Source organism: Methylobacterium sp. NPDC080182, from assembly GCF_050281105.1.
GTDB lineage: Bacteria > Pseudomonadota > Alphaproteobacteria > Rhizobiales > Beijerinckiaceae > Methylobacterium.
The window spans coordinates 99,059-119,557 of the sequence record NZ_JBNNWO010000004.1 but is presented as its reverse complement, the minus strand read 5'-3'; the positions used below and the strand labels follow the sequence as shown (position 1 = coordinate 119,557).

17 protein-coding genes are annotated in these 20,499 nt (G+C 72.8%); 8 read left to right on the top strand and 9 right to left on the bottom strand.

Annotated elements, in window-relative coordinates; all coding sequences use genetic code 11:
• The first annotated feature begins 270 nt into the window (after nt 1–270).
• Both ACQKQD_RS09200 and ACQKQD_RS09195 read left to right on the top strand, forming a co-directional pair.
• The gene (locus ACQKQD_RS09200; RefSeq protein WP_091979515.1) at nt 271–1,104 is read left to right on the top strand and encodes an ArsA-related P-loop ATPase; all 834 of its coding nucleotides are present in this window, start codon (nt 271–273) and stop codon (nt 1,102–1,104) included.
• Complete coding sequence (locus ACQKQD_RS09195; RefSeq protein ID WP_427508161.1) at nt 1,101–1,538, top strand: hypothetical protein; 438 nt, start codon at nt 1,101–1,103, stop codon at nt 1,536–1,538. The genes ACQKQD_RS09200 and ACQKQD_RS09195 overlap by 4 nt, the downstream gene beginning before the upstream one ends.
• A 22-nt stretch (nt 1,539–1,560) precedes the next feature.
• Here ACQKQD_RS09195 and pbpC read toward each other — a convergent pair whose 3' ends face one another.
• The 4 genes from pbpC to ACQKQD_RS09175 all read right to left on the bottom strand — a co-directional run bounded on the left by pbpC (nt 1,561) and on the right by ACQKQD_RS09175 (nt 7,980).
• Nucleotides 1,561–3,693, bottom strand: a complete 2,133-nt coding sequence (gene pbpC, locus ACQKQD_RS09190; RefSeq protein ID WP_427508160.1) for a penicillin-binding protein 1C — start codon at nt 3,691–3,693, stop codon at nt 1,561–1,563.
• Between the two features lie 79 nt (nt 3,694–3,772).
• Nucleotides 3,773–3,988, bottom strand: a complete 216-nt coding sequence (locus tag ACQKQD_RS09185) for a hypothetical protein (RefSeq protein WP_020093718.1) — start codon at nt 3,986–3,988, stop codon at nt 3,773–3,775.
• Between the two features lie 154 nt (nt 3,989–4,142).
• Nucleotides 4,143–7,556 carry an acyl-[ACP]--phospholipid O-acyltransferase gene (locus tag ACQKQD_RS09180; RefSeq protein WP_427508159.1) on the bottom strand — a complete coding sequence of 1,138 codons (3,414 nt, stop codon included), beginning with the start codon at nt 7,554–7,556 and terminating at the stop codon, nt 4,143–4,145.
• Between the two features lie 154 nt (nt 7,557–7,710).
• Nucleotides 7,711–7,980: a hypothetical protein gene (locus ACQKQD_RS09175; protein ID WP_020093716.1), complete on the bottom strand. Its 270-nt coding sequence runs from the start codon at nt 7,978–7,980 to the stop codon at nt 7,711–7,713.
• 190 nt (nt 7,981–8,170) lie between these two features.
• Between ACQKQD_RS09175 and ACQKQD_RS09170 the strand changes: the two genes are divergently transcribed.
• Together ACQKQD_RS09170 and ACQKQD_RS09165 are read left to right on the top strand one after the other, a co-directional pair.
• Complete coding sequence (locus ACQKQD_RS09170; RefSeq protein ID WP_427508158.1) at nt 8,171–9,181, top strand: SDR family oxidoreductase; 1,011 nt, start codon at nt 8,171–8,173, stop codon at nt 9,179–9,181.
• Between the two features lie 205 nt (nt 9,182–9,386).
• On the top strand, nt 9,387–10,262 hold the full coding sequence (locus ACQKQD_RS09165) for an MBL fold metallo-hydrolase (RefSeq protein ID WP_427508157.1): 876 nt from the start codon (nt 9,387–9,389) through the stop codon (nt 10,260–10,262).
• Here ACQKQD_RS09165 and ACQKQD_RS09160 read toward each other — a convergent pair.
• From ACQKQD_RS09160 to nthA, 3 genes are read right to left on the bottom strand one after another with little or no spacing between them, the layout of a single operon-like run.
• A complete protein-coding gene (locus ACQKQD_RS09160) occupies nt 10,250–10,573 on the bottom strand; it encodes a nitrile hydratase accessory protein (protein WP_056525624.1) in 324 nt (107 codons plus the stop codon). The genes ACQKQD_RS09165 and ACQKQD_RS09160 overlap by 13 nt on opposite strands.
• Nucleotides 10,570–11,229, bottom strand: coding sequence for a nitrile hydratase subunit beta (gene nthB, locus ACQKQD_RS09155; RefSeq protein WP_427508156.1), 660 nt, complete (start codon nt 11,227–11,229; stop codon nt 10,570–10,572). Before nthB ends, ACQKQD_RS09160 begins: the two co-directional genes overlap by 4 nt.
• Nucleotides 11,226–11,897, bottom strand: coding sequence for a nitrile hydratase subunit alpha (nthA, locus tag ACQKQD_RS09150; protein ID WP_091681267.1), 672 nt, complete (start codon nt 11,895–11,897; stop codon nt 11,226–11,228). The genes nthB and nthA overlap by 4 nt, the downstream gene beginning before the upstream one ends.
• Nucleotides 11,898–12,099: 202 nt before the next feature.
• Here nthA and ACQKQD_RS09145 point away from each other — a divergent pair, with 202 nt between their 5' ends.
• Nucleotides 12,100–12,804, top strand: coding sequence for a sigma-70 family RNA polymerase sigma factor (locus tag ACQKQD_RS09145; RefSeq protein WP_056525618.1), 705 nt, complete (start codon nt 12,100–12,102; stop codon nt 12,802–12,804).
• A gap of 165 nt (nt 12,805–12,969) precedes the next feature.
• Nucleotides 12,970–13,257: a hypothetical protein gene (locus tag ACQKQD_RS09140; RefSeq protein WP_427508155.1), complete on the top strand. Its 288-nt coding sequence runs from the start codon at nt 12,970–12,972 to the stop codon at nt 13,255–13,257.
• Between the two features lie 111 nt (nt 13,258–13,368).
• On the opposite strand, the gene ACQKQD_RS09135 is transcribed toward ACQKQD_RS09140, so the two are convergent.
• Entirely contained in the window at nt 13,369–14,760 is a 1,392-nt protein-coding gene (locus ACQKQD_RS09135) for an amidase (RefSeq protein WP_427508154.1), read from the bottom strand.
• A 4-nt stretch (nt 14,761–14,764) separates the two neighbouring features.
• Complete coding sequence (locus ACQKQD_RS09130) at nt 14,765–16,366, bottom strand: ABC transporter substrate-binding protein (protein WP_427508153.1); 1,602 nt, start codon at nt 16,364–16,366, stop codon at nt 14,765–14,767.
• A gap of 208 nt (nt 16,367–16,574) precedes the next feature.
• Here ACQKQD_RS09130 and ACQKQD_RS09125 point away from each other — a divergent pair, with 208 nt between their 5' ends.
• The gene (locus tag ACQKQD_RS09125; protein WP_427508293.1) at nt 16,575–18,119 is read left to right on the top strand and encodes an acetolactate synthase large subunit; all 1,545 of its coding nucleotides are present in this window, start codon (nt 16,575–16,577) and stop codon (nt 18,117–18,119) included.
• The gene (locus tag ACQKQD_RS09120; protein ID WP_100252702.1) at nt 18,116–20,473 is read left to right on the top strand and encodes a penicillin acylase family protein; all 2,358 of its coding nucleotides are present in this window, start codon (nt 18,116–18,118) and stop codon (nt 20,471–20,473) included. Before ACQKQD_RS09125 ends, ACQKQD_RS09120 begins: the two co-directional genes overlap by 4 nt.
• The last annotated feature ends 26 nt before the right edge of the window (nt 20,474–20,499 follow it).

Here is a 20,499-nt window from a genome sequence, read left to right as displayed (position 1 = left end):
ACGTCATCGCGGAACCCGAGCGTCGGCCGTCCACATCCGGGCCACGAGCACGAGGCGGCCGCGCCTCTGCCGACCCGTGCACGACCGGATCCCGCGCGTGATGCGACCGGCATCCCGGGCGCGCCGTCGAGCCGGCGCGCGCCGCGTCCCGCCCACGCGGGCCGTGCGGCCCGGCCCGAGCCCGTGAACCCCCGAGATCCCGCAGCCCGGTGCCGCGCGCGGAGCGCGCGTCCGGCGGCCACCCCGCGCGTATCAGCAAGGAGACACCGCATGACCGACACGACGCAGAGCAAGGTTCCGGCCTGGTACAGCCCGGACGAAATCCAGGACATCCAGCGCGATCTCCTGGGCGCCGCCGCGAAGGTTCTCGTGCTCTGCCTCGGCGGCAAGGGCGGCGTCGGCAAGACGACCATCGCCCTGCAGGTGGCCGATCTCTGCGCAGAGGTCGGTCCGGTCCTGGCGATCGACACCGACCCGGCCAACAGGCACTTCCACACGGCACTCATGCAGGAGACCACGCCCGGCAGCGACAACTTCGTCCCGCGCCGTCCCGGCATCACCGCCATCCGGCAGCGCCTGCGCGCCGAGGACAGCACGGGCCGCGTCGACCCGACCCTGTGCCAGGACCTGATCGAGCGCGTGACCGAGGCGGCCGAGCGCCTCGTCGTGGTCGACTTCCCGGCCGGCGACACCGAGACGACCCGTCGGTGCACCGAGATCATCGTGGAGAGCTGCCGGGAGGCGAATGTCCGCCTCGCCGTGGTCGTCGCGGCCGGCGCGGTGGATCCCACAGCCCTGGAGGTCCTGCGCGAGCTCCGGCCCATGCTGATCGAGTGCGACCGGGCGATCCTGGCGAAGAACACCGCCCAGGCGACCAATTTCGACTATCTCGAATCGTCCGACCTCGTGCGATCCCTGCGGAAGCAGTCGAACTTTCGCGTCATCGAGATCGAGCGGATCGGCGAGCGGCTGATCGAGGCCCTGCGGGTGCAGAACACGACCTGGCAGGCCTTGGCGAACAGCGCGCCGATGCGCCTGCGGGTCGAGGGCCGCCGCCTGCGGCGCAACTTCCACACGGCGTGGCGGGATGCCCTCCGGCCGTGACCAACCTCGAGCGGTTCTACCGGTCGGTCCACGGCCGCGATCTCCAGCCCTGGGAGCGTCAGCTCGCCGTGCGGATCGCGGCCGCCCTCAACACCACGACGGACGACGACTTCGTCGTCCACCTGCTGCTGGTGTACATGTCCACCAACGCCATCACGAACATGTACAACGAGCTGGTGGCGGCGCGGAACGGTCTCGCCGAACACAACCGGGACCTCATCGGGGCGCTGACGGCGGACCTGCGACGCAACAGGCTGATCGCCGCCGTTCTGCTCGGCGCGGCAGCCCTCGGCGTGCTCGTGAGCGTCGGGATCCTCTCCACTGTCCTCAACCTGTCTTACGGGTCCGCGGCCAGCGCGGCGCGCCTCGCCGCGGCGCTGGAATCCTGCGAGGCGCGCGGCCCGGCCGGCGCCCAGCGCGGCCTCGGTCGCTGAGCCGAAGGAACCCGCCGTCGGCTCACTCGAGGCGGACGGACACGCTGTCGCTGGCGCCGGTCGCGTCCAAGACCGAGATCCGCGCGAAGCCCGCGCCCCCCGGGGCCCACTCGGCCTTCCGCCGCGGCGTCTGCACGACCGGCTGACCGTCGACCAGCCAGGTGAGCGGCGGCACGCCGCCCAGGGCCTTGAGGGCGAGACCCGGGCCGCCCTCCGCGGCGCCGTGCCGGTCCACCGCGAGGCCGAGATCGATCCGCGCCCCGTCCGGCGGATAGGCGATCCGCAGCGCCGGTCCCGCCGCCTCGGCCGCCTCGCGCCGCAGGTGCCGCAGCGGCGGCGGCAGGCCCGCCGTCCCGACCACCAGCGCGTCCCGCGGCTGGGGGACCGGCTCGGGCTCGATCCCGAGGCGCGCGAAGGCGTCGAACAGGATCGGCGCCGCGACGGTGCGGCCCACGAGCCCCGGCACCGCGGCGCCGTCCGGGCGCCCGGCCCAGACGACGATCGTCGCGTGGCGGTCGAAGCCGGCGGCCCAGGCGTCGCGGTACCCGTAGGAGGTGCCGGTCTTGTAGGCGATGCGGTTCGGCAGTGCGTTCTCCGGCGGCGGTGTCCCGCGCAGGATGTCGGCGACGTACCAGGACGCCACGGGCTCGGCGACGCGGTGCCGGGATTCGGCCGCGACCCCGTCGGCGCGGCGCAGCAGGTCCGGAACCGCGCCGCCGCGGGCGAGCCCCGCGTAGAGCCGGGCGAGGTCGGTGACCGTGATGCCGAGGCCGCCCAGCGCGACCGGCAGCCCCGGGGCCGCCTCCCGCGGGAGCTGGATCCCGGCCCCGGCGGCGCGCAGCCGGGCGATGAAGCGGGCGGGACCGACCGCGTCCATCAGCTCGACCGCCGGCACGTTCAGCGAGAGCTGCAGGGCCCGCCGGGCCGTGACCGTGCCCTGGAAGGTCAGGTCGAAATTCTCCGGCGCGTAGCTCGCCGAGAAGCGCGCCGGGCGATCCTCCAGCAGGGTCTCGGGATGCGCGAGACCGTCCGCGAAGGCCATGGCGTAGACGAAGGGCTTCAGCGCGGAGCCGGGCGAGCGCACCGCCAGGGTCATGTCGATGGCGCCGCGCCGGGCGGGGTCCAGGTACCCGGCGCTGCCGACCTGAGCGAGCACCCGGCCGTCGCGGTTGTCGAGGACGAGGATCGCGGCCGAGAGGTCCGGGCCGGCGGCGGCGGCGCGCTCGGCCGCCAGGGTTTCCAGCCGCTCCTGCAGGCGCCCGTCGATCGCGAGGCGGATCGTGGCGGCACCGGGATCGGCCGCCACCGCCTCCTCGGCGGCGTGCGCCGCGAGCATCGGGAACGGCTTGCGCGCCGTCGGCACCGGCTCGGCCCGGGCGGCCTCGGCCTCCGCCGCCGTGAGGATGCCCCGCGCGACGGCCACCGCCAGGACCCGGTCGCGGGCGGCGCGGGCGCGCTCGGGGAACCTGTCCGGACGGCGGGTCTCGGGCGATTGCGGCAGGGCGACGAGCAGGGCCGCCTGCGCGGCAGTCAGCCGGACCGGCTCGCGCCCGAAATACGCGACGCTCGCCGCGCGCACGCCCTCCAGCGGGCCGCCGTAGGGGGCCAGCGCCAGGTAGAGGTCGAGCAACCCGGCCTTGCCGAGGCGCTGCTCCAGCGTGACCGCCCGCGCCATCTGGCGGAGCTTGGCCTCGAGCGACCGCTCGCGCCGCGGCTCGACGAGGCGCGCCACCTGCATCGACAGGGTGGAGGCGCCGGACACGATGCGGCCGCGGGTCAGCCACTGGCCGGCGGCGCGCAGCACCGCGGCCGGGTCGATGCCGGGATGCGCGGCGAAGCGGCGATCCTCGTAGGCGAGCAGCATCGCCCGGTAGCGCGGATCGACCGCCTCAGCGGTGACCGGCAGGCGCCAGCGCCCGTCCGTGGTCGCGAAGGGGCGCAGCAGCGTGCCGGACCGATCCAGCACCACCGTCGAGCGTGATTCGGCCGCGGCCAGGTCGAGGGGCGGCAGCGCGTCGGCGTAGCGCCAGAGCGCGGCGGTGCCGGCCCCCAGGAGGCCGAGACCGAGCGCCGTGGCCCCAAGCGCCGCGCGCAGGCCCCTCGCCCGCTTCCGGGGAGGCGCCGACGCGCGCGGATCCGACCCGTCGTGCGGCACGCATCCTCCCGGTCTCGGCTCCGACGGCGCAGGATCCCGTGTTCCCGCGCGCCCGGCAAGCCCCCGCCGGAGCCGGCCTCTAGGCCGTACCGACGCCCCGCAGGTCCTCGAAGGCGGGCCGATCCGGCCGATTCATCCGGATCGGGAACGGCACGACGTTGGAGGGCATCGCGGCTGCCGGTGTCTCAGGGGGCTGCGCCGCCTTGCGCGCCTTGCCGGGCTTCGCCCAGCGCTCGATCCGCTTGAAGTAGGTCCGCCTCGCCAGCCAAGCCGGAACTCGCCTGCCCTTCCGCATGATCTGTCCCTCGCCGTTGCGTACCGAGTCCCCCTCAGACCCGCGCCCCGAACGCGTCAAGCGGTTCGAATCACGGCTGTATTCACGATACGAGCGGATCCCGGGGAGCACCGCATCCCCCGTTTGGGTGACGCGCGAGGCCCGGCCGCGACCGTCAGGCCGCCGCGTTCTCCTTCGCCCGCTCCAGCGCGAGCTTCGTGACGGCCACTTGGTCGACCTTGCCGGTGCCGAGCATCGGGATCGCGTCCAGCACCACCACCTCGGCGGGGATCGCGACGTCTGAGGCGCCGCGTCCCTTGGCGAAGCTCTGGTAGGCGGCCCGGGTCGCGCCCTTCTCCTGCGTGAACAGGATCAGCCGCTCGCCCTTGCGCGCGTCCGGCACCGCCGCCACCGCGCTCGGACGGTCGGGCCACAGTTCGGCGGCCAGCGTCTCGATGCCGGCGAGCGACACCATCTCGCCGGCGATCTTCGCGAAGCGCTTGGCCCGACCCTTGATGGTGACGAAGCCCATCGGGTCGATCGCCACGATGTCGCCGGTGTCGTGCCAGCCGCCCGGCGGCGGCTCCAGCACGCCGGGCTTCTCGGCGCGCAGGTAGCCCAGCATGATGTTCGGTCCACGCAGGGACAGGCGGCCGCCCTCGTCGATTCCCGGCACCGGCTCGAGGCGGGTCTCGATGCCGGGCAGGATCCGCCCGACCGTGCCGAACCGGTTGAACATCGGCGTGTTGAGGGCGACGACCGGCCCGCACTCGGTGACGCCGTAGCCCTCCAGGATGCGCAGCCCGAACTTCTCCGCCCAGGTCTTCCGGGTGGTCTCCTTCACGGCCTCGGCGCCGGCCACGACGTAGCGCAGGGAGCGCAGGTCGTAGGAATGGGCCGACCGGGCGTAGCCCGTGAGGAACGTGTCGGTCCCGAACAGGACGGTGCTGTTCGAGCCGTAGATCAGCTCCGGCACGATCCGGTAGTGCAGCGGCGACGGGTAGAGGTAGACCGGCACCCCCGAGACCAGGGGCAGGACCAGCCCGGCCGTGAGCCCGAAGGCGTGGAACACCGGCAGGACGTTGAACACCTTGTCCATCGGGCCGAAATCGATCCGGGCCGCCACCTGCGCCACGTTGGCGAGCATGCAGCGGTTGGCGAGCACCACGCCCTTCGGCGTGCCCTCGCTGCCCGAGGTGAACAGCACCGCCCCCGGATCCTCGCCGGCGCGCGCCACCAGGGGGCGGCGCGGCGCCAGGAGGCCGCGGATCTTGTCCCCCGTCGTGATGCCGGCCCGCACGTCCTCCAGGTAGATCAACTCGACCGAGCCGCGGATCGCCTCCACGAGCGACCCCAGCCGCCCCTTCTCGATGAAGGCCCGGGAGGTCAGGATCCTGCTGACCTCCGCGGCCCGGCAGGCCGAGAGCACGTTGGCGGGGCCAGCGGAGAAATTGATCATCGCCGGCACCCGGCCCGCGGAGGCGAGGGCGAACAGCGTCACCGCGGCGCCGTTGGCGTTCGGCAGCATGACGCCGATCCGGCCGCCCACGGGCGCCAGCGGCATCAGCTTGCGGCCGAGGATGTTGGCGCCCATCACGAGCCGGCTGTAGCTGAGGCGGCCGCCGACCGGATCCTCCAGGGCGTTGCGGCTCCAGCCGTGGCGCTCGCCCGCCTCGATCAGCGCCGCCATCAGGCCGCGGTCGATGTCGGCGGTGCGGAACACGAGGTCCGACATGATCCCGTAGAGGGCGGCACCCGCCGCCTGCCGCCGCGCCTTGCCCTTGAGCGCGGGGTCCACGGTCAGCCGCACCGGCGGCATCACCGTCACGGTCACCTTGGGCCACCAGCGGCGGCGCACCTGCCCGCGCGACAGCCGCGAGAAGACGGTGCGCTCCAGGCCGTCGAGCTTCACCGGGACGACCATCGCGCCCGACTTGTCGGCGATCAGCCCGGCGCCGTCGTAGACCTTCATCAGGCTGCCGGTGACCGTGAGCCGGCCCTCGGGGAAGATGATCAGGGTCTCGCCGCTCTTGACCGCGTTGATCAGCGTCCGGGTGGCGAGCGGCCGGGTCGGGTCGAGCGGCATCGCCTTGGTGATGCGCAGGAACGGGCGCACCCACCAGCGCTGCGCGATCCCGCTATCGATGGCGAAGACCGGCTCCTGCTCGAGGAGCGACAGCGCGAGCGGCGCGTCGAGGAACGAGACGTGGTTGAGGGCGATGATGGCGTTCGGGCCGGCCGCCGCGAGGTTGTCGAAGCCGCGGACCTCCAGCCGGTAGAAGGCCCGGAACAGGATCGACAGGAAATCGCGGAACGGGCTCGTCGGCAGGGTCGCGAACACGAGCGCGCCGACGATCAGGTTCAGCACCGCCACCACCGCCAGGAGGCTCGCGATCGTGAGGCCCGCGCCCTGCAGCGCCGCGAGCGCCAGGGTGCCGGCGACCATGAAGGCCGCCGTCATGACGTTGACCGCGCCGATGATCCGGGCGCGCATCGCCTTCTCGGCCCAGGCCTGCACGGCCGCGAAAGACGGGACGATGTAGAGGCCGCCGGAGATCGCCAGCCCGAGGAAGTCGATCCCGGTGCGCAGGCCGTGGCCGGTCTGCAGGAAGCCGAGGGGGCCGATCGGCTCGGCGGGCGGGGCCGGCAGGTGGCCGATCGTCCACGCGAGGTCGAGGCCGAACAGGCCCATCAGCACCGCGCCGACCGGCGTCGGCAGCAGCACGATCCGGCCGCTGGCGAGCCACGAGGCGAGGCCGGAGCCGACCGCGATGCCGATCGAGAACAGCGCCAGCAGCAGCGTGATCACCGTCTCGGTGCCGTTGAAGGCGCCGCGCACCAGTACCGGCAGCAGCGACAGCACCACCACGCCGACCAGCCAGAACCAGCTCACCGTGAGCGAGCCGCGCCACAGCCGCGTGTCGGCCCAGAGGTCGCGCAGCAGCGCGTAGGTCGAGCGGGCGACGTTCGGGTCGACGCGCAGGTCCGGCGCCCCCTCGCCGGTCGCCGGGATCATCCGGGCCGAGAGCCAGCACAGGACGGCGAAGCCCATCACCAGGACGCCGAACACGAGTCCCGAGCCGCCCATCGCCGAGGCCGCGCCGGCCGCGATCGTGCCGAGCAGGATCGCCAGGAAGGTCGCCGCCTCCACGAGGGCGTTGCCGGCGGGCAGCTCCTCGCGCCGGAGATGGTCCGGCAGGATCCCGTACTTGATCGGGCCGAACAGCGCCGCGATCGTCCCGAACAGGCCGAGCGCCACGAACAGAACCGGGATCGAGTGCAGGAGGAAGCCGAGCACGGCGGTTCCGGCCGCGAAGATCTCGGCGAACTTGAGCCGCCGCGCCATCAGCGCCTTGTCGTAGCGGTCGGCCCACTGGCCGCCGAGACCCGACAGAATGAAGAACGGCCCGATGAACACGGCGCTCGCGAGCGTCACGAGGACGCCGGCATGGGCGTCCGCCTGGCCGCCGATCCCGAACAGGATCAGGAAGGCGAGCGCGTTCTTCAGGAAATTGTCGTTGAACGCCGAGAAGAACTGGCACCAGAACAGCGGCGCGAAGCGCCGCGCAGACATCAGGGTACGGAACATGGCGATCTCTCGGTTCCGAACCTGACTGGCCCACGAGAGACCGTCAGGTCAAATCGGACCGAGGCGAACGCACAGGGATCGCGGGGGCCGCGCGGCCGGGCCGTGTGGACCGGCACGGCTCAACACCGCCCGGCCGTCGATCCGCTCCCGCGCGTCAGGCCTTGTGGACGAGCCGGCCGCGCCGCGCGACGGCGGCCCCGGCATGCCGGGCGATGAACGCGTGCAGGGAGGCGCCGAGATCGTAGGACCAGTACACGTGGGCCGCGAGCGTCGTGAACACGAGGAGCGCGGCCCCGACCGCGCAGGCCGGCACGAGCAGCAGGCCGGTCAGGACCATCCCGACGGCGGTCCGCTCGGCCAGGGACGCCTGCGGCCAGGGATCGATCGGGAGCGAGAAGAGGGAGAAGCGTCGTCCAGTGCGCATGGCTGCGACCCTCGATGGTTCGGCATGACGCGGTACAGGCAGTCAACAGCGGCCGCGGTCGGACGTTGCGTCCCGGTCCGCGAAATCGGTATCGCGATCGGTATCCCCGTGACGTTCCGGCCCAATCGGGCGGCGCAACCGAGCGCGCCGCACCGTGTTGCCGGTTCGGTCTGTCGCGGATGAGGTCGGTATGGCACGGGTTGCGGTCGTTACGGGGGGCACGGCCGGAATCGGGCTCGCCACCGCGCATGAATTCGCCGCGCGCGGCTGGTCGGTCGCGGTGATCGCGCGGGATCCCGACCGTCTCTCCGCGGCCGAGCGGGCGCTCGCCGCCTACGGCCAGCCGGTGCTGGCGATCGGCGCCGACGTCGCCGACTCGGAGGCCGTGGACGCGGCCGCCGAGCGGGTCGAGCGCGAGCTCGGCCCGATCCGCGCGTGGGTGAACAATGCCATGTCGACGGTGGTGAACCCGGCCGACCGAATCACCCCGGACGAGTACCGGCGGGTGACCGAGACCACCTATCTCAGCCAGGTCTACGGGACGCTCGCCGCCCTGCGCTACATGAAGCGGCGCGACCGCGGCGCGATCATCCAGGTCTCGTCGGGCCTCGCGATCCGGGCGGCGCCCCTGCAGGCGCCCTACTGCGCGGCCAAGTTCGCGGTCTCGGGCTTCACCGACGCCCTGCGCTGCGAGCTGCTGCACGACCGGGTCAATGTCAGCCTCAGCGTGATCTACCTGCCGGCGGTCAACACGCCGCAGTTCAACTGGGCGCGCAACCGCACCGGCCACCGCCAGTACGCGCCGGACCCGGTCTTCGACCCGCGGCTCTGCGCCGACGCGATCCTGTACGCGGTCGAGCACCCGCGCCGGGAGGTCTGGGTCGGCCGGTCCTCGGTGATGATGGCGGCCGCCCAGGCGCTGGCGCCGGCGCTCGCCGACCGCAAGGCCGCCGCCATGTGGTCGGCCCAGCTCTCCGACGAGACCATCCCCGAGATGGCGGGCAATCTCGAGGCCCCAGTGCCCGGCCCGGCCGGTATCGACGGGCGCTTCTCCGGTCGGACCAAGGCGAGCCGCGCCGAGTTCGTCACGAGCCGCACCCGCGACGTCGTGGTCGGCGGCCTCGTCGGCTTGGCCCTCGTCGGCCTCGCCGGCACCGTCCACGCCGCCCGGTCGGCGCGCCGCCTGCCCGGGCGGAGCTGACGGCTGTAACCGACCGCGCCGCCTGTTACACCCGTTCCGGTTGATAGGCGTGCCGCCGTCTCTGCGAGCGGAGCGAAGCAATCCAGCCGGCGCTACGCTCCCCGGTGTCGCGCTGCCCTGGGTCGCTTCGCTGCGCTCGCGATGACGGAGAGGGCGGCTGAACCGGGGCCATCTATAGACACTGCCCCGAGGAAGGTCCCAGACGATGCCCGGCTATCTGCCCTTCGCGGGCGCCCTGAAGCTGCCCGCCTACACCTGCGACAATTGCGGGTTCTGGCAGCGGCACTTCGAGGTGCCGGCCGCCTGCCCGATGTGCCTCGACGCCCGCCACGTCGTGCCGCAGGACGGCTGGCGCTTCCGCACCGCCCGCGAGGCGCAGGAGGCCTTTCCCTGCCACTGGCAGGAGCTCGAGCCGGGCGTCTGGCGCTTCTGGAACGAGCCGGTCTCCGGCATCGGGCCGTCCGCCTATCTGATCCAGACCGAGCACGGGAACATGGGCTTCGAGGGCTGCCCGGTCTTCAGCGAGGCCGCCCTCGACCAGATCGAGCGGCTCGGCGGGATGGCTGTGCTCTCGGCCTCGCACCCACATTCCTACGGGGCGCTGACGCAGCTCCAGGACCGGTTCGACCCGGAGCTGTGCCTGCCGGCGGCCGACTTCACGTGGAGCGCGGCGCTGCAAGTGAGCTGGCCCTACGACGATTTCCTCGAGCCGCTGCCGGGGCTGGAGCTGCACCGCACCGCCGGCCATTTCGATGGCCACGCGATCCTGTACGACCGTGGGCGAAAGATCTGCTTCTGCGGCGACGCCCTGAAGTTCGAGCTCGACCCGGCGGATTTCCGACGCGCCACCACGATCTCGGCCCACAAGGCCTTCGTGCGCGGGGTGCCGCTCACGCCGAGCGAGCTGCGCCGCTACCGCGACGTGTTCGAGCGCCTCGACTTCACCCAGACCTGGACGCCGTTCGAGCCCGCCCGCAATTGCGGGCGGGCCGAGGTTCTGGCGCTGCTCGACCAGCTGATGAGCGGCCGGTCGCACGTCGCGCCGGTGCCGCTCGACAGCCTGCGGTCTCAGGGCCGGTAGAGCGGGTCGTTCTCCAGGCGGATCGGCTGGCCGTGGGGCGTCGCCTCCGCGGCCCGCAGGAAGGCCTCGGTCCGCGCCGCGACGCTCTCGGGCCCCGCCACGCCCCGCTCCGCCAGGAGCGCTTCCAGCGTCGCGAGCCACGCGCCGTAATCGGCCGCCTGCTCGGGGGCCTCGGTGGGGCGGATCTGGCGGCCGAGGCGGTCCGCCCATTCCGACCACGTGAACAGCCCGGATTCGCGCAGGGAGACCACCAGGGCGAAGACCTGCGCCTCCCAGGGCGCCGCGAAGGGGCTGGGCGACGGCGCGGTCACGCGAGGTCCAGGTACGGTTCGAAGGCCGCCACCGTGACGACTCCGCCCGGGTCGCCGCTCTCGCCCCACAGCTCCTGCGCGGTGAAGGCGACCGTGTAGAGCCAGGTCGGGTTCTCACCCGACCCGTAGGCGTTGGTGTCGGGGAAGACGTAGACCCCGTCGACGCGCACGATCCGGCCGCGCTTGCCGCGCACGTAACGGGGCAGCCGCGTGTGGCCGGTCGGGTGGCTGTTGCGCGCCAGGACGGCGTCGCCGACCGCGAAGCGCGCCGGGGCATCGGCGGCGCGGCTGCTCGGGAAGCCGGCCCGGAAGCGCTGCTCCAGGCCCTCGCGGGCCAGGACCCGCGCGACGGGCTTGGCCTTCTCCGCGGATCGGCCGCTCGCCAGTTCGGCCGGCGTCACCAGCCCGGTGCCGACGACCTGCTTCTCCAGCGCCCTGAGCCAGATCTCGTAGTAGCTCGACGCGAGATATTCCGCCGGCGGCAGGGATTCGCGGTTGGCCCGGCTGCCGTCGAGGTTCCAGGCGCCCGTGTAGCCCATGGCCATGGCCAGCGCGAAGACGCGGCGCTCCCACGCGGCGTGGAAGACTGGCTCGTCCGGCTCCGGCACCACCGGCCCGAAGCCGTGCGCCCCGCCGAGATCCTGGGCTCCGTTCATACCGGCATCTCCGCGGGCGCGACCGGGATCGCCCTGGGCAGGCCCGTACCGATCATGGAATCGCGGGTGACGAGGGCGGCCAGGGCCTCCTCGGAGAAGCCCTCGGTCTCGGCCGGGCGCATCGGCAGGACCATGTAGCGGGTCTCGGCCGTCGAGTCCCAGACGGTGATGCGGGTGGTTTCCGGCAGCGTCACGCCGAACTCGGCGAGCACGCCGCGCGGGTCGATCACCGCCCGCGCCCGGTAGGGCGGCGCCTTGTACCAGACCGGGGGCAGGCCGAGCACCGGCCACGGGTAGCAGGAGCACAGGGTGCAGACGACGAGGTTGTGGATCTCCGGCGTGTTCTCGACCACCACCATGTGCTCGCCGCCGCGGCCGCCGATATCCAACTCGGCGATGGCCGGCGTGGCGTCGGCCAGGAGCCGCGCCCGGAAGGCGGGATCTGTCCAGGCCCGGGCCACGACCCGGGCCCCCGCGTGGGGGCCGACCTTGGTCTCGTAGAGCTCGACCAGGGCATCGAGGGCCGCCGGGTCGACGTAGCCCTTCTCGGTCAGCAGCGATTCCAAGGCGCGCACCCGGGCCTCGACCGGCGACAGGTCGCTGCCGTGGTGATGATCGTGGTGGTGATCGTCGTGGCCATGCGCGTGCTGCGCGTGATCGTGGGTCATCCCGCTCTCCTGACGCTGCGCACTCTGCATCGACCGGCCCGCCGCTGCCAGCCCGGGGGCCCGGATCCGGCCGCCGTTGTCACCCCGGTCACCATGCTTAAATTCCCTGTCACAATTGGGAGCGTTTGGCATCGGTTCAGGATTCCACCGCTACCGACGTTAGAGCTATTCCAGTATACCAGCGTTGGAGGCGAAAACGTTCATGACTGAGGACGCTGCGGACCGGCCAGACGGAGGCGCGGGCACCCGGGACGGGGCCGGCTACGCCGCTTCCATCGGCCAGCACCTCGCCCTGCCGATCCGGGAGTATTTCAAGGTCGTGGAGCTGGAGCCCCTGCCGGCGCAGCTCGCGGCCCTGGTGTCCCGCTTCGAGGCGGCGGTCACGGCGCACGGCGAGACGGTCCCCTTCGACTTCCGCGGCGACATCATCAAGGCCCTGCCGGCCCTGCGCACCTTCGCCCTGTCGCTCGTGGGCGACGTGAGCCGCGCCGACGACCTGGTGCAGGAGACCTTCGTGAAGGCCTGGGCGAACCAGCAGCGGTTCCGGCCCGGCACCAACTTCACCGCGTGGCTGTTCACCATCCTGCGCAACCAGTTCTACACCGACCTGCGCAAGACGCGGCGGGAGGTGGAGGACGTGGACGGGACGCATGCCGGGCAGATGACCAGCCCGTCCGACCAGGAGGATGCCAGCACCCTCAAGGTCGTCTGGGAGCGTCTCGGCGACCTGCCCTCCGCGCAGCGCCAGGCGCTGCTGCTGGTGGGCGCCGAGGGCCACACCTACGAGGAGGCCGCTGTCATGCTCGGCTGCCAGGTCGGCACCGTGAAGAGCCGGGTGAGCCGTGCGCGGTCGTCGCTCCTCGACACGCTCGGCGTCGTCGTGGCCGGGCAGGCTCCGGCCGCGTGATCGATCCGTCCCCGAACGGCGCAGCCTGACGCGGCCGCGCTCCGGCGCCGCCGCACGCAAGACGTGGATCCGCCGCCGGGCCCGCGCCGATCCTGTGCGCGTCGTCACGAGAACCGGACGCCGCGGCCCTTATGGTCGATGTCAGTTATCGATTCGGGGGCGCACATGCAGCACGTGTCCGCAGACAACGACAGGGTGGCGCAGTGGTGCGCGGCGCATCCCGTCCTTCTCGCCTTCGGCCTGTGCGCGTTCGGCCTCGCCGTCGTCGCCGCGGTCTGGGGATTCGGGATCCTCACGCCGGCCACGGCCACGGTCATCGCCTTCATCTATGTGGCCTGCCTGGGCGGCTTCCTCATGGAGTACCTCGGGATTAATGAATTCATCAGAGGTGTGAGATTCCTCTGGTTCGTTCTGACGGGCGTCTGGTGGCTGTTGACCTTCTGGCGGGCGTGACGGGGCCGTGGATCCCGTCTCCGCGTCACCGGATCGCCCGCGGTCTCCCGCAGGATGGGGGCGTCGGCAGGTCCGCTGCCGAACGCCGGAGGCGCCGAGACTCCGCGGGTCTCACACCGGCGGCCGGCGCAGGTGCCAGTCGGTCGCGCGCTGGTAGGCCTGTCCGATCCGCAGCGCCGTCGTCTCCTCGTAGCCGCGGCAGACGATCTGCAGCGAGAGCGGCAGCCCGGACGCGGTGAAGCCGTTCGGCAGCGCCAGGGCGCAGAGATCGAGCAGGTTGCCGAAACGGGTGAAGCGCGACGGGAGGTGCGCCTCGTCGACGGCGTCGAGCGCGACGGCCGCGCTCTCCGTGGTCGGCGTCAGGAGGGCGTCGATGCCCGCGAGGGCGGCGTCGTACTGCTGCTTCATCGTGGCCCGGCGGTGGAGCGTGCCGAGATACTCCTGGGCCGAGACGTTCGCGCCGGCCAGGATCCGCGCCCGGACGGCGTCGCCGAGCTGTGCCGACGGATCCTCTGCCAAATCCCCGTTGACGAAGTAGGCCTCCGCGTTGGTGATCTGGCTCATGGCCACGCAGTCGCTGAACCGGAACGGCAGGACGACGTCGACGATCTCGGCGCCCTGGGTGGCCAGGAGATCGAGGGCCGCGTCGTAGGCGGCCAGCATGTCGGGGGCGACCCCGTCCCGCTCCGAGGCCGGCATCCGGCCGAGGCGCAGGCCGCGGACCCCGCGGTTCAGCGCCGGCCAGGGCGCGTCCGGCGCGACCCCGCGGGTCGTCGGATCGCGGGGATCGGGGCCGGAGATCGCCTCGTAGAGCAGCGCCGTGTCCTCCACGGTGCGGGTCAGCGGTCCGGGCGTGTCGAGGGTCATCGAGAGGGGCACGATCCCCCAGGTCGAGACGCGCCCGACCGTCACCTTGAGGCCCGTCAGCCCGCAGAAGGAGGCCGGCAGGCGCACCGAGCCGCCGGTATCGGTGCCGATGCCCCAGGGCGCCATGCGGGCCGCCACCGACACGCCGGTGCCGCTGCTCGACCCGCCGGGGGTGCGCGGCGTCTCCGGATCCCAGGGATTCCACGGCGTGCCGAGATGCTGGTTCGTGCCCCAGCCGCCGTAGGCGAACTCCACCGTGTGGGTCTTGCCGAGCACGATCATGCCCTGGCCGATGAGGCGCCGGGCGATCGTCGCGGTGCGCGCGGCCCGGCGCGCCCGGTGGGCGGCCGAGCCGCCCATGGTGATCCGGCCCTCCAGGTCGATCAGGTCCTTGAGCACGACCGGGACGCCGTGGAGCGGCCCCAAGGCGTGGCCGGACCGGATCGCCCGGTCGGCCCCCTCGGCGGCGAGGCGGGCATCGGCGGCGAAGACCTCCGTGAAGGCCTGGAGCTTCGGCTCCAGCCGGTCGATCCGGCCGAGGAGGGCGTCGACGGCGTCGACCGGCGAGAGGGTCCGCGCCTGGATCGCGCGGCCGAGCTCGGCCGCGGAGGCGTGTACGGGATCGATGTCGGGCATAGGGTCACTGCACGCTGACGAGGGTGAGGTCGACGAACCAGGATTGCGGCGAGACGAAACCCTGGACCTTCTTGGACATCCCGCGGGGATTGAGGTCGTGGACGACGAACAGCCAGGGCGGATTGTCCACGAGGCGCTCGTGGGCGACCTTGGTCTGGGCGTCGATCACCTTCGCGTCGGTGGTCTCGGCCAGCGCCTTGAGGGCGGCGTCGAACGCGTCGTCCTTCCAGGTGGGGAAGTTGAAGCCGTTCGGCGGGAACCGGTCGCCCGCGAAGTAGCGCGCCATGACGGCCGGGTCCGACGAGGGCGACGAGACGTTGAGCGCCATCGCGCCCTGGAGGGTCGGCGCGTCGGGGAGCGCGCGGCCGGCATTCAGCAGCACCTGCCACTCGACCACGTTGAAGGTCAGGTCGACGTTGCAGGCCTGCTTCAGGTTCTCCTGCAGGTACTCGTTCATCGGCATCGGCAGCATCTGCCCCGAGCCGGAGGAGGAGATCATCACCTTGAGGCTCAGCGGCTTCTTGTCGGTGTAGCCGGCCTCGGCCAGCAGCGCCTTCCCCTTCGCGGCGTCGAAGGTGTAGCGGTTCTTCGGGCTGCCGAAATTCGGGTCCCGGTCGTTCAGCCACCCGCTCGCGGGCTCGGCGGTGCCGTTGAGGAGCTCCACGATCCCGGCCCGGTCGATGCAGTAGTTCAGGCCCTGCCGGACGCGGACGTCCTTCAGCGGGCTGTCCTTGGCACCCATGTTGAAGAAATAGGGCCAGACATGCGGGTACGAGCCCGTGGTGATGGTGAAGCCCGCCTGCTTCATTGACGGGATCGCGTCGGGCGCCGGCACCTCGATCCAGTCGACCTGGCCGGCCCGCAGGGCGGCGACGCGGGCATTCGCCTCCGGGATCGGCAGCAGCCGGACCTTGTCGACCTTGGCCATCCGGTTCGGGTCCCAGTAGCCGTCGAACCTGGCGAGATCGACCGCCTCCCGCGGGGCGACGCGGGTGATCCTGAACGGGCCGGTGCCGGCCGCCGGCAGGGCCGCGACCTTGCTCCAGTCGCGCCCGGCCTTCTCGAAGGAGGCGGGCGAGGTGAAGAGCAGGTAGACCACCATGTAAGGGAAGTACGAGGCGACCTGGGTGGTGGTGATCTGCACGGTCGACTCGTCGATCTTCCTGTAGCTCCCGACCAGCGGCGCTCGCGCCCGGGAGATGCCCGCGCCCTGCGGCTCGAATTGCGGGCTGTCGTTCTTGAAGTAGCGGTCGAGGTTCCAGATCACCGCGTCGGCGTTGAACGGCGTCCCGTCGTGGAACTTCACGCCCTGGCGCAGGTGGAAGGTCCAGACCGTCTTATCGTTCGGGTCCTGCTCCCAGCGCTCGGCCAGCGCCGGGACGATGCCGGCGAGCTTGGTGGTGCTCTTGAGGTCCCACTGCACCAGCCCCTCGAAGATCGGGTAGCCGAGGAAGCGCATCCCCTCGAAGCCGTTGTTGGGCATGCCCGTCGTGGTGGGAATGTCGCTCGCCGTCATGGCGATGCGCAGGACGCTCTCGGCGCTGGCCGATCCCGTCAGGGCCACGGTACCCGCCAGGGCGGCGGCAATCAGGCGGCGAGATGTCATCCGGATCCCAATCGTCGAAGTTGCGGCGCGCCGGGCGCAATTCCCGCGCCACGCTCAGGCTTAGGCCCTGCGTCCGGCGAACAGAAGATGCCGGACGTCGCCCCTTGCGCGTGGCGCCCGCTGCGCCACGATAATAAAAATGCGAGTCGCCAGCCCGGACGGCCGGCCCCCGAAGGAGACGCCCGTGACCGACGAGACGCCGCGCGCCATGAACGGGGCCGAGAGCTTGGTCCGGACCCTCGTGGAGGGCGGGGTCGAGGTCTGCTTCACCAATCCCGGCACCTCCGAGATGCACTTCGTCGCCGCCCTCGACCGGGTCGAGGGCATGCGCTGCGTCCTGTTCCTGTTCGAGGGCGGGGCGACCGGAGCCGCCGACGGGTACGCCCGCATGGCCGACAAGCCGGCCTCGACCCTGCTCCATCTCGGGCCCGGCCTCGCCAACGGGCTGGCCAACCTCCACAACGCCAAGAAGGCGCGCACCCCCGTCGTCAACATCGTCGGTGAGCACGCCACCTACCACCGCGAGTACAACGCGCCGCTCACCTCGGACATCGAGGGGCTGGCCCACCCGATGTCCTCCTGGGTGCGGACCGGCATGAGCGCGACCGAGATCGGCTCCGACGGCGCCGCCGCCATCGCGGCCGCCCAGACCGCCCCGGGACAGGTCGCGACCCTGATCCTGCCGGCCAACACCGCCTGGGATCCCGGCGCCGGCCCCGCGCCGGTGCCGCCGATCCCCGAGCGGGCGCGGGCCGGCGACGACGCAATCGCGGCGGCCGTGAAGGCTCTCCAGAGCGGCGAGCCGGTGCTCCTGCATCTCGGCGACCGGGCCGTGCGGGGCGAGGGCCGGGTCATCGCCGATCGGATCGCCCGCAAGACCGGCGCCCGGCTGATGGCGATGACCTCCAACGCCCGGATCGATCGCGGCGCCGGCACCGTGCCGATCGAGCGCCTCCCCTACCCGATCGACCAGGGCATCGACGCCCTGAAGGGCTTCCGCCACATCATCCTGATCGGCGCGACGCCGCCGGTGGGCTTCTTCGCCTATCCGGGCAAGCCGAGCCTGCTGGCGCCGGAGGGCAGCACTACGATCACGCTGGCCACGCCCGAGGAGGACCAGATCGACGCCCTCGAGCGGCTCGCCGAGGCCGTCGCGGCCCCGCCGGCCGAGCCGGTCGCCGTCGGGCCGCGCCCGAAGCTTCCGACCTCCGGTCCCCTCGACCAGGACACGATCGGGCAGGTGCTCGGCGCGCTGATCCCGGAAGGTGCGGTGATCTGCGACGAGTCGATCACCACAGGCCGCAACTTCTTCGCCCTGACCCGGGACGCCGCGCCCCACACCTGGCTCCAGCTCAGCGGCGGCTCGATCGGCCTCGGCATCCCGATGGCGACCGGCGCCGCGGTGGCCTGCCCCGACCGCAAGGTCATCAACCTGCAGGCCGATGGCAGCGGGCTCTACACGGTGCAGGCGCTCTGGACCCAGGCCCGCGAGCACCTCGACGTGGTGACGCTCGTCTGGTCGAACCGCTCCTACGCGATCCTGCGGGCGGAGCTCACCAACGTCGGCGCGCTCAATCCCGGTCCGAAGGCGCTGGGCATGCTCAGCCTCGACGATCCGGCCATCGACTGGGTGAGCCTCGCCCGCGGCTTCGGCGTCGCGGGGCGGCGGGTCGAGACCCTGCCGGACTTCATCGAGGCGTTCCAGAACGCGCTGGCCAGCAAGGGGCCGCACCTCATCGAAGTGGCTCTGTGAGCGGGACGGCCTACGCCCTCCCCGGCCTCGACGGGCCGGCGGAGATCCGCGTCGACCGCTGGGGGCTGGCGCATATCCGCGCCGGCACCCCGCTCGACGCGTTCCGCGCGCAGGGGTTCAACGCCGCCCGGGACCGGCTCTGGCAGCTCGACCTCTGGCGCAAGCGCGGCCTCGGCCTGCTGGCGGCGGATTTCGGACCCGGCTACCTCGCCCAGGACCGGGCCGCCCGGCTGTTCCTCTACCGCGGCGACATGGCGGCCGAGTGGGCGGCCTACGGGCCGCAGGACACGCGGGCGATCGTCACCGCCTTCGTGGCGGGGATCAACGCCTACGTCGCCCTCACCGAGGCGCGGCCCGACCTGCGCCCGCCGGAATTCGCCGTGACGGACACGCGCCCGGCCCCGTGGCAGCCGGAGGACGTGGTGCGCATCCGCAGCCACGCGCTGATCCGCAACGTCCTCTCCGAGGTCGCCCGCGCGCGGGTGCTCGCCCGGGGCCGGAGCTCGGCGGACGGGCTCGCCGTCGACGACCTGCGCAAGCGGATCAGCCCGCCGCACGACCTGGTCATCCCCGACGGGCTCGACGCCGCCGACTGGCCGGACGATCTCCTCGACGCCTTCCGGCTGGCCACGGCGACGGTGGGGTTCGTCCCGGACCGGATGGCGGCGACGCGCGCCGAGGCCTGGGACTGGTCCAAGGTCGACGCGCACGGGGCCGTCACGCGCGGTCCCCGCGCCGCGCCGAAGGAGCCGGCCGAGGGCTCGAACAACTGGGCGGTCGGGCCAACCCGCACCGCCACCGGGCGGCCGATCCTGGCGAGCGACCCGCACCGGGTCTACCTGCAGCCCTCGCTGCGCTACGCCGTCCACCTGACCGCGCCGGGGCTCGACGTGATCGGGGCCGGCGAGCCGGCCCTGCCCGGCATCTCCATCGGTCATAACGGCCACGCCGCCTTCAGCCTCACGATCGCGCCGATCGATCAGGAGGACCTGTTCGTCTGCGCGACCGACCCGGCCGATCCCGACCGCTACCGCTCCGGCGACGGCTGGGAGCGGATCGCGCGCGTCGCCGAGCGGATCCCGGTGCGCGGCGGCCCGGACGAGACCGTGATCCTCGGCTTCACCCGGCACGGGCCGGTCCTCCGCGAGGAGAGGGGCCGCGCCTTCGCGCTGCGGACCGTCTGGTCGGAGCCCGGCGCTGCCGCCTATCTCGGCAGCCTCGCCTATCTCGGCGCCACGACGCCCGAGGGCTTCGGCGAGGCCCTGCGCCACTGGTCGGCGCCCTCGGTGAACCAGCTCTACGCCGACGCGTCGGGGCGGATCGCGTGGTTCATGGCCGGCAAGGCGCCGGTGCGGCCCGGCCACGACGGGTTGCTGCCGGCGCCGGGCGACGGCCGCTACGACTGGGCCGGCTTCCACGATCCCGCCGCCCTGCCCCGAAGCGTCGATCCGGAAGCGGGCTGGCTCGCCACCGCCAACGAGATGAACCTGCCGCCGGACTATCCCGCGGAGGACCGGAGGGTCGGGTTCGAGTGGGCCGAGCCCTGGCGCGCCCGCCGCATCCGGGCGGTCCTCGGCGGGCAGGACCGGCACAGCCTCGCGGATTCGCGGGCGCTCCAGGGCGACGTGGTCTCCGAGCCGGCCCGGCGGCTGGCCGACCTGATGCGCGCCCTGCCGGCGGCGGACGATCCCGACGCCGCCGCGGCCCAGGCCCTGCTGGCCGCGTTCGACGGCGCGCTGCACCACGGCTCCGCGGCGGCCGCCCTCATCGAGGTGGTCTGGGTGCGGCACCTCCGCCCGGCCCTGGTCGCGGCGCTCGTGCCCGATGCCGGGACGCGCCGCCTCCTCCCGCCCGGCGACACGCAGAGCCTGATCGAGCGGCTGGAGACCGGTCTCGACCCGGCGACCCGCGCGTCCCTGCTCACCGACGCCCTCGGCGCCGGCCTTCGCACCTGCCGGGAGCGGATGGGCACCGATGCCGCGGGCTGGTCCTGGGGCCGCCTGCACCACGCGCTGTTCGCGCACCCGCTGATGGCCCTGGCGCCCGGATCCGGCTGGGACGTCGGCCCGCTGCCCGTGGGCGGCGCCGCGGCATCGGTCATGCACGCGGAGTACCGGACCGACACGTTCCGGCTCACCCACGGCGCCTCGTTCCGCATGGTCGTGGACGTGGGCGACTGGGACCGCTCGGTCTTCATCAACGTGCCGGGCCAGTCGGGGGACCCAGGCAGTCCGCACTACGCCGACCTGGCCCCGGTCTGGGGGCGCCAGGACTACGTGCCGATGCTCTACGGCCGCGCGGCCGTGGACGCGGCGACCGAGACGGTCATCACGCTGACCCCGAGCCCCGCCTGACCCGGCGGCCGGGAGGGATTGGGACA